Raw genomic sequence first — 7,115 nt, 5'->3', positions numbered from 1 at the left:
CCGCATCTCTCAGTATCTTGCCAGCCACTGTCAGAGTTTCAATCCCTGATAGGGTTTTAGGTATTTTGCGGCGTTTCGGCGTTCTTACTAAACTTTTACTAGGTTCGTTTCAATCCCTGATAGGGTTTTAGGTATTTTGCGGCTCGGCAAATTCCATCACTTCGGATTGCCGCTCGAATTCCTCGTTTCAATCCCTGATAGGGTTTTAGGTATTTTGCGGCCAAACCACATCAAAGATATAAGTTCGTTGAGATTGTGTTTCAATCCCTGATAGGGTTTTAGGTATTTTGCGGCTCCCTGAATCCTTGGCTGATTACGATGAAATTGTTGCCTGGTTTCAATCCCTGATAGGGTTTTAGGTATTTTGCGGCTTACCGCAGCAGCAAGTCCAATCGATGCACATCAGTTTTGTTTCAATCCCTGATAGGGTTTTAGGTATTTTGCGGCATGATAATGATGACAACCCTTGCATACTCAAGGATTTCGTTTCAATCCCTGATAGGGTTTTAGGTATTTTGCGGCTCTAATGAGTAATGTCTACCATACTATCAAGCACGTTTCAATCCCTGATAGGGTTTTAGGTATTTTGCGGCCGCCCGTTCCAGAAGCCTTACTGTATTTGGTTTTCAAGGTTCAGTTCCGTGAATCTAAAACAAAAATACCATTTCAGCCTTCGACTTGTCAATACCCAATTTTTCATATTCACTCCAAAGCCTTATCCTGCAATACTTTCAGACTTTCCGTGAATCGTATTTTTAGACAGAGAGCCTCAAACCCTTGCAGCACATAGATTGTAGCCTCAAAATTTAACACCTCGATTTTTACACCTACCCATTCACAGATTTTCCACCCAAAAACAGACATCAACCCGATCACCACTTCCCCAGCGCCCCCCAAACAGCACCCGAAACCACACCCCAAATCGCCCCCAAACCAGCCCCCACGATCGCCCCCGCGACAGGCGCAAACTGCACCGGCACCCCAGCGCCCAAAGCCGGAAACATCGCAGACACCCCCGCCCCCAACAAAGCACCCGCAAAAGTCCCCAAAAAACTGCCCCAAATCGCCCCCAAAGTTCCACCCCTCCAACCCGAAGGCTGAAACGACACCGGCAGCTTCGGCGAAAACCCGCAAACACCCAACAAACTACCAGAAACCACACCCCCAACAGCACCCACACCCGCCGCCACGATCGCCACAGCCAGCAACAAACTCGCAAACTCGTTCACCGATCGCATCTGCCCGCTATATTGCTGCCAAACCACCAGGCCAGCCCCCAACAAAATACCAGCCACAGTACCCGCAAACGCTCCCCAAACCGCTCCCAAATACGCTCCCCGCCGGCCCCACGTCCTCCCCACAGGCATCGCCAGAGGAGGCTTGCAAACAGCCCAAACAAAGCCCCACACGATACCAACCCCCGCGCCAGACAAAATCCCCTGCCCGATCGCCCGATCGTCACTCATCGCCCCAAACACCGCACCGCCGATCGCCGCCAAAAAGAAAGCCCCCCACAGAGTCCCCACCAAAACCCCTCCCCACTTCCGCCAAATCTGGTTCGGCGGCAAAGTAAAAATCCCCCAAATCATCCCAAAAAAACTTCCCCAAATCGAACCCACAAAAATCGCCCCCAAAATCGCGCCGCCGCCCTCAACCACAGCCGAAAAAACCCCCGCCGCCGCCGCCAAACACAAAGTACCCCAAACACCGCCCCAAGCAGCATCCCGAACAATACGCTCCAAATTGCCCACCGGAGCCCTCGCCGCAGGAGTCCTACTCCGAGAAGACATCGGCATCGGTAACAGCGGCACTGCGTACTGGCCTAGTTGGCGCGGCAGCCCCGTTGAGGAGTATTGGCGGCGCGGTGCGGTGTCCCTCACAGGCGCTGCGGGTTGGGGCTTTTTACGCTTGGCTTTTGCCGGCTGCAAGTGCAATCCGCTGTTGACTGCTTGTCGCGAAGGAAACGGATCGCGGCCTTTGAGGAGTTTTGCCCGATCGCACCAAGGACACCGACTGAGATGATTTCCGTATTTGTGCTGAGTATTTTTGCTGCAAGTAATCAGAGAATCTTCCGCTTCCCGAATCGCATTCACCCAAGTTTTCGCATCCGGGCGCGCCGCCGGATTGAGGTGTCCTTCCTCAAAACAGCGGATAAACATCTGCCGCAGCCTGGGCTGCAGCATATCGAAAGGCGGCGCTGCGGGCATCGGGCGGTAGGGTATCCGTTTGGTACCGTTGGGGAAATGGCCCGATCGAATTCTCGCTTCCAAAGGCGGCGGTTCATCGCTACCGAGATAAACCCCCGCAAACGGGTGCGTACCTTCCATCAGCAATTGAAAAATTAGCACCGCTAAACCGAACAAATCGTGCTCTGGGGATCGATCGATATCGCGAAAAGTCTGTCCCTGCAATTCCGGCGGCGTAAACTCCGGCTTCCCCACGGGACACCGGTAAACGTAACCCGTGTAAGGATCGCGCACTTGAAACGAATCCGTGTCTACCAGCGTTACCAAAGCCGTATCCGTCACCAAAATGTTCGACTCGTTCACGTCGCCGATGACGTAACCCCTGACGTGGAGGGCGTTGACAGCCGAGGCGAGATTTCGGGCGGTGCGGTGGAGGTAAAGATAGCTAAATAGCGGTTTTTGTTCGCGCCTGGTTTTGGGAGTGTAGAAAGTGTGTATTGGCAGCACTTTCTTGACGCGCGGCATCACAAAACCGACGATTTTTTCGCGCCCGCCGACAGTATGCAGCAAATCTACCGGCCAAGCTATTGAGGCGTGTCCCGGTTCGGCGATCGGCGCATCCGGCGGCATACTGAACATGACCGTGAGTTTGTCGCCGTCTTCGTCTGTCGGTTTGTGGTAGATTTTTGCTACTAGGGACGGATCTTGGGCGATCGGGTAGATTCGACCTTCACCGCCGCTGGCGATCGCGCTTTTAGTGTCGATCGCAATCAGTTGTCCGCTAAATTGGCGCTGCAACTGCATAGAATTCCGTTAGGGGATAGAGGATTTGGGAGTCAACAGCACTCATTGATACTCCTCGGCCGATCGGGCACGAGGATTCTTAAGACATTACGACCTTAATATCCCTATGGCTAGGGTTCCCTTGCCTCGCTCACCTTTGCTTTTTGAGCGCGGTGATATCTTTTGGGGGTTTAAATACATATTACCAGGTTGGTAGGGTCGAGGGAATTTTACTAAACTTCCCCTCCCATCCGAAACCGTGCGTGCACACTTTTACCCCGCGCGGCTACTCAAAGTGTTTTCCTTTGTCAATACAAAACTTCCTAACTCCACAACATTGTGTAGTAATTCATAAGCTGTTGCCGCATTTAAATTTTATGTAAAAAACAATAAAACTCTTGTTACTCGTTACCAGGCAGAGCCTGGTAATGCAGATAGGCGAGGCTCTGCCTCCTTTGAGAAAAGCAACTTACAGGAGAGAAGACTGTAGGAGGTGTTTAAGGATCGTGAATTAAATAATTTAGACAAGTTTGTGGGATGGGCGTCCCGCCCATCCCACAATAACCATCAAATTGTAAGTTATTTAATTATCATTCCTAAGTTATTAAGTTTTCGATCCTAAGCTTTTGTTACCTTGATTTGCGACTGAGCCACAGCCTAGATTTGAGATTAACAATTTGCACGATCGGAGATTTATTCTCGCATTCAATCGAGACACTCGAACAAAAGTCAAATATTTTCGACAATCGCAAATTACAGCGTATTCCAAATTTATGAAATACACACTCATAACCGGGTTTCTTGAGAGTTTTCGCCTCATTAATAAATGTGTTTAAAAAACCCGGTTTCTCGCCCTCTACACCTACATAGAATATGCTGTAATTTAGGGGATTGCATCCGTTTTTTGGCAGAATGTAGGATACACGAGCAGCTATTTTTTCCTATTTTATACTCGACCTATTCCAAAAGTCCTTTTCATCAATTGAGCGGACGGGCTCTCCGGCCCATCCCACAAGAAAAAATCACTTTTGTGGGACGGGCCGGAGAGCCCGTCCTAATTATTTTTGCAAGAGGTCTACTGTTTCGCAGCTCCCAAAGCCGCAGGACATTCTTGTTGATTGCTGGTGGCTTAATAGTGAGTAGCGAGTAATTACCAATTACCAACTGCCAACTACTAATGATTCGCAGCTCGATCGCTCGATTGTGCAATGGCAAAGGTACAAGCGATCGCACTTTTTGCTAGGATAGTTTCTCGCTGTTCAAAATTCCTGGTGGATGTCATGATTTCTGGTGTTTACACGTTGAGAGAACTTAAAGAAGCGATCGCATCCGCTCCGGATAACTGGCGTCCGATCGTGTTTACTAACGGGTGCTTCGATATTTTGCACTGCGGACACGTCCGCTATTTGCAAGCCGCAAAAAAATTGGGGCGCACCCTCGTGGTGGGCTTGAATAGCGACGAGAGCGTGCAAACTATCAAACCTCAGCAGCCGGGATTGCCGCCCCGCCCGATCGTACCGGAAAATCAGCGAGCCGAAGTGTTGGCAGCCCTGAAACCAGTAGATGCGGTGGTAATTTTTTCCGAGATTACAGCAACTAAACTGATAAATATCCTGAAGCCAGATATATATGTTAAAGGAGGCGACTATCAACTCGAAACTCTGCCGGAAGCACCGGCGGTTATCGCCGGAGGCGGCAAGATTTCCTTGATAGAAATAGAAGTTCCGAGTTCTACAAGTGCGATCGTCCAACGCATTTTGCAGTTAGGCGCTTAACCCCCCGATCGCAAACAGCAAATAGTGAGTTAAACTCATAAATTGCCCCATCAAAAATACTAAAATGTGGCTGCTCGTACAACTTGATCTTAATGGCTAAGCAGGAGATAATTTTAATGGAACTCACAAGCAATAACACGATCGCGGAAATTCTCGAAAAACACAAAGCAGAGCTACTAGCAGACTGGCTCAAAGAACTACAAAATAGCGGGCTGCGGCGGGACGACTTGATGAGAGCCAAAGAATTGCGATCGGAGTGTCAAGAGTTCCTGCAATTGCTCCAAGTAGCATTGCAGCAAGGTAACTTTAGCGACATCCAGACACCCGAATGGGAAAATATGCGGCTGCTGCTAGCAGAAGTTTCGCGATCGCGCGTTCAGAGGGGCTTTACCCCCTCAGAGATCGCGAGTTTTATTTTATGCTTCAAAAAGCCATTGTTCGATCGGCTTTGTCACGAACTTACACAAAACCGCGACGCACTTGTCGAAAAACTTTGGCTTTCCACCAGCTTATTAGACCAGCTAGGCCTGTGGGTGACAGAAATCTTTCTCAAAGCTCGCGAAGAAGTAATCGAACGCCAGCAGCAAGAAATGCTCGAATTGTCAACACCCGTAGTCAAACTTTGGCAAGGAATTCTCGCTTTACCCATGATCGGGACACTCGACAGCGCCCGCACTCAAATAGTCATGGAAACTCTGTTGCAGGAAATCATGGAAACCGGCTCCGAATTTGCAATTTTAGACATTACAGGCGTGCCGACTGTTGACACTTTAGTCGCTCAACATTTATTAAAAACCGTCGCCGCCGCCCGTCTCATGGGTACTGAGTGCATCATCAGCGGGATTCGCCCGCAAATAGCTCAAACCATAGTTCATTTGGGAGTTGATTTGCAGGATATTCTGACAAAAGCAACTTTAGCAGATGCTTTTAAAGTCGCTTTGCAGCGCCAAGGTTTAACTATAAAAAAATTGAATGAGGACAGATAAAAACTACAGCCTTTCTCAGAAAGGTGAGGTACTCTCGCGGGCACAGGGCATAGGGCATAGGGCATAGGGCATAGGGCATAGGGCATAGGGCATAGGGCATAGGGCATAGGGCATAGGGCATAGGGCATAGGGCATAGGACACAGGGCAGAGAACTTGAAATTAAAGCTCAAATAGAGGTAAATTTATGGAACGGATTCCTATCCTGCAAATGGGAGAATTTCTGCTAGTAACAATTCAAGTAGATATGCACGACCGCTTGGCAATAACCCTGCAAGAAGACCTGACGAACCGGATAGTCAAAACCGGAGTTAAAGGTGTGTTGATAGAAATCTCTTCCCTGGAAATTGTAGATTCTTTTATCGGTCGCATTCTTAACAATATCGCTACAATGTCGCGAATATTGGATGCTGAAACAGTGGTGGTCGGGATGCAGCCTGCGGTGGCAATCACGCTCGTTGAATTGGGGCTTTCTCTGACCGGAGTTCGCACAGCTTTAAGCGTTGAAAAGGGGATGAATTTGTTGCGAAAATCCTTGGGTTTTTCCGCATCTGCCGAAGCTTTAGCAGTCGATAAATTGTCCCCGCGGGTGAGGCGGAGGGAGTAAATAAACCCGGTTTGTGTGTAGATAGCTTGTTGACCAACTCAAGTTTTCTGAAGGCGGGAAACTTGGTTGATGAGGGTAAGTCTTATGTTTTGTGGAGAACTTCTATTTTGGTACAGTATGCGCCATGTCAAAACGCGAGACATTAGAAATTCGATCGTCCTCCGATATAGTCCAAGTCCGACAGCAAGTGCGAACTTTGGCTGTAGCAATGGGATTCGGCTTACTAGACCAAACAAAAATCGTTACGGCAGCCAGCGAACTCGCCCGCAATACTGTAGACTACGGCAAAGGGGGAACAGTAACTCTCGAAACGATCGAATCGGGGAAACGCAAAGGACTGCGGCTGATATTTGAAGACAAGGGCCCGGGAATTCCAGACATCGAATTGGCAATGACTGACGGTTATACTTCCGATCGCGGTTTGGGCTTGGGGCTGGGCGGTTCTAAGCGGTTGATGCACGAGTTTGAGATTGCTTCTAAAGTGGGTAAAGGGACGAAAATTGCGATCGTCCGCTGGCGGTGAAAGGGGAAATTGGGATAGGGAAGATTGAGCGAAGTTGGGCAAAATTGGGCGACAAATCGGGTTTATTCGAGTTGGGCGTTTGGTGGGAAAAAATATTCCAAGAAACCCGGTTTCTGAGATGATGATTAATGCGGAGGGGCGAGAAACCGGGTTTATTCGAGTTGGACGTTTGATGAAGAAAAAATATTATAAGACACCCTGTTTTTGAGGTTATTGATGACTAATGACTAATGACTAATGACTAATGACTAATGACT

General features: G+C 48.9%; 5 protein-coding genes and 1 CRISPR repeat array. Of the genes, 4 read left to right on the top strand and 1 reads right to left on the bottom strand.

Annotated features, from left to right (window positions below; genetic code table 11):
* Positions 1-35: 35 nt before the first annotated feature.
* Positions 36-593: direct repeats of the CRISPR family, unit length 37 nt; unit sequence GTTTCAATCCCTGATAGGGTTTTAGGTATTTTGCGGC.
* 279 nt (positions 594-872) lie between these two features.
* Positions 873-2,990: a DNA-binding protein gene (locus WBA89_RS21880; RefSeq protein ID WP_424409417.1), complete on the bottom strand. Its 2,118-nt coding sequence runs from the start codon at positions 2,988-2,990 to the stop codon at positions 873-875.
* Between the two features lie 1,259 nt (positions 2,991-4,249).
* Here WBA89_RS21880 and rfaE2 point away from each other — a divergent pair.
* The 4 genes from rfaE2 (at position 4,250) to WBA89_RS21860 (ending at position 6,858) form a co-directional block, all read left to right on the top strand.
* Positions 4,250-4,744 carry a D-glycero-beta-D-manno-heptose 1-phosphate adenylyltransferase gene (rfaE2, locus tag WBA89_RS21875; protein ID WP_424409418.1) on the top strand — a complete coding sequence of 165 codons (495 nt, stop codon included), beginning with the start codon at positions 4,250-4,252 and terminating at the stop codon, positions 4,742-4,744.
* Positions 4,745-4,860: 116 nt separating this feature from the next.
* A complete protein-coding gene (locus WBA89_RS21870; RefSeq protein ID WP_424409416.1) occupies positions 4,861-5,730 on the top strand; it encodes an STAS domain-containing protein in 870 nt (289 codons plus the stop codon).
* A gap of 185 nt (positions 5,731-5,915) precedes the next feature.
* A complete protein-coding gene (locus tag WBA89_RS21865) occupies positions 5,916-6,335 on the top strand; it encodes an STAS domain-containing protein (protein ID WP_424409415.1) in 420 nt (139 codons plus the stop codon).
* Between the two features lie 124 nt (positions 6,336-6,459).
* Positions 6,460-6,858, top strand: a complete 399-nt coding sequence (locus WBA89_RS21860) for an anti-sigma regulatory factor (RefSeq protein WP_424409414.1) — start codon at positions 6,460-6,462, stop codon at positions 6,856-6,858.
* Positions 6,859-7,115: the final 257 nt, after the last annotated feature.

It is taken from the genome of Microcoleus sp., assembly GCF_049646505.1.
Lineage (GTDB): Bacteria > Cyanobacteriota > Cyanobacteriia > Cyanobacteriales > Microcoleaceae > Microcoleus.
The sequence above is the reverse complement of the archived record's forward strand: the minus strand, read 5'-3'. Positions and strand labels throughout refer to the sequence as shown.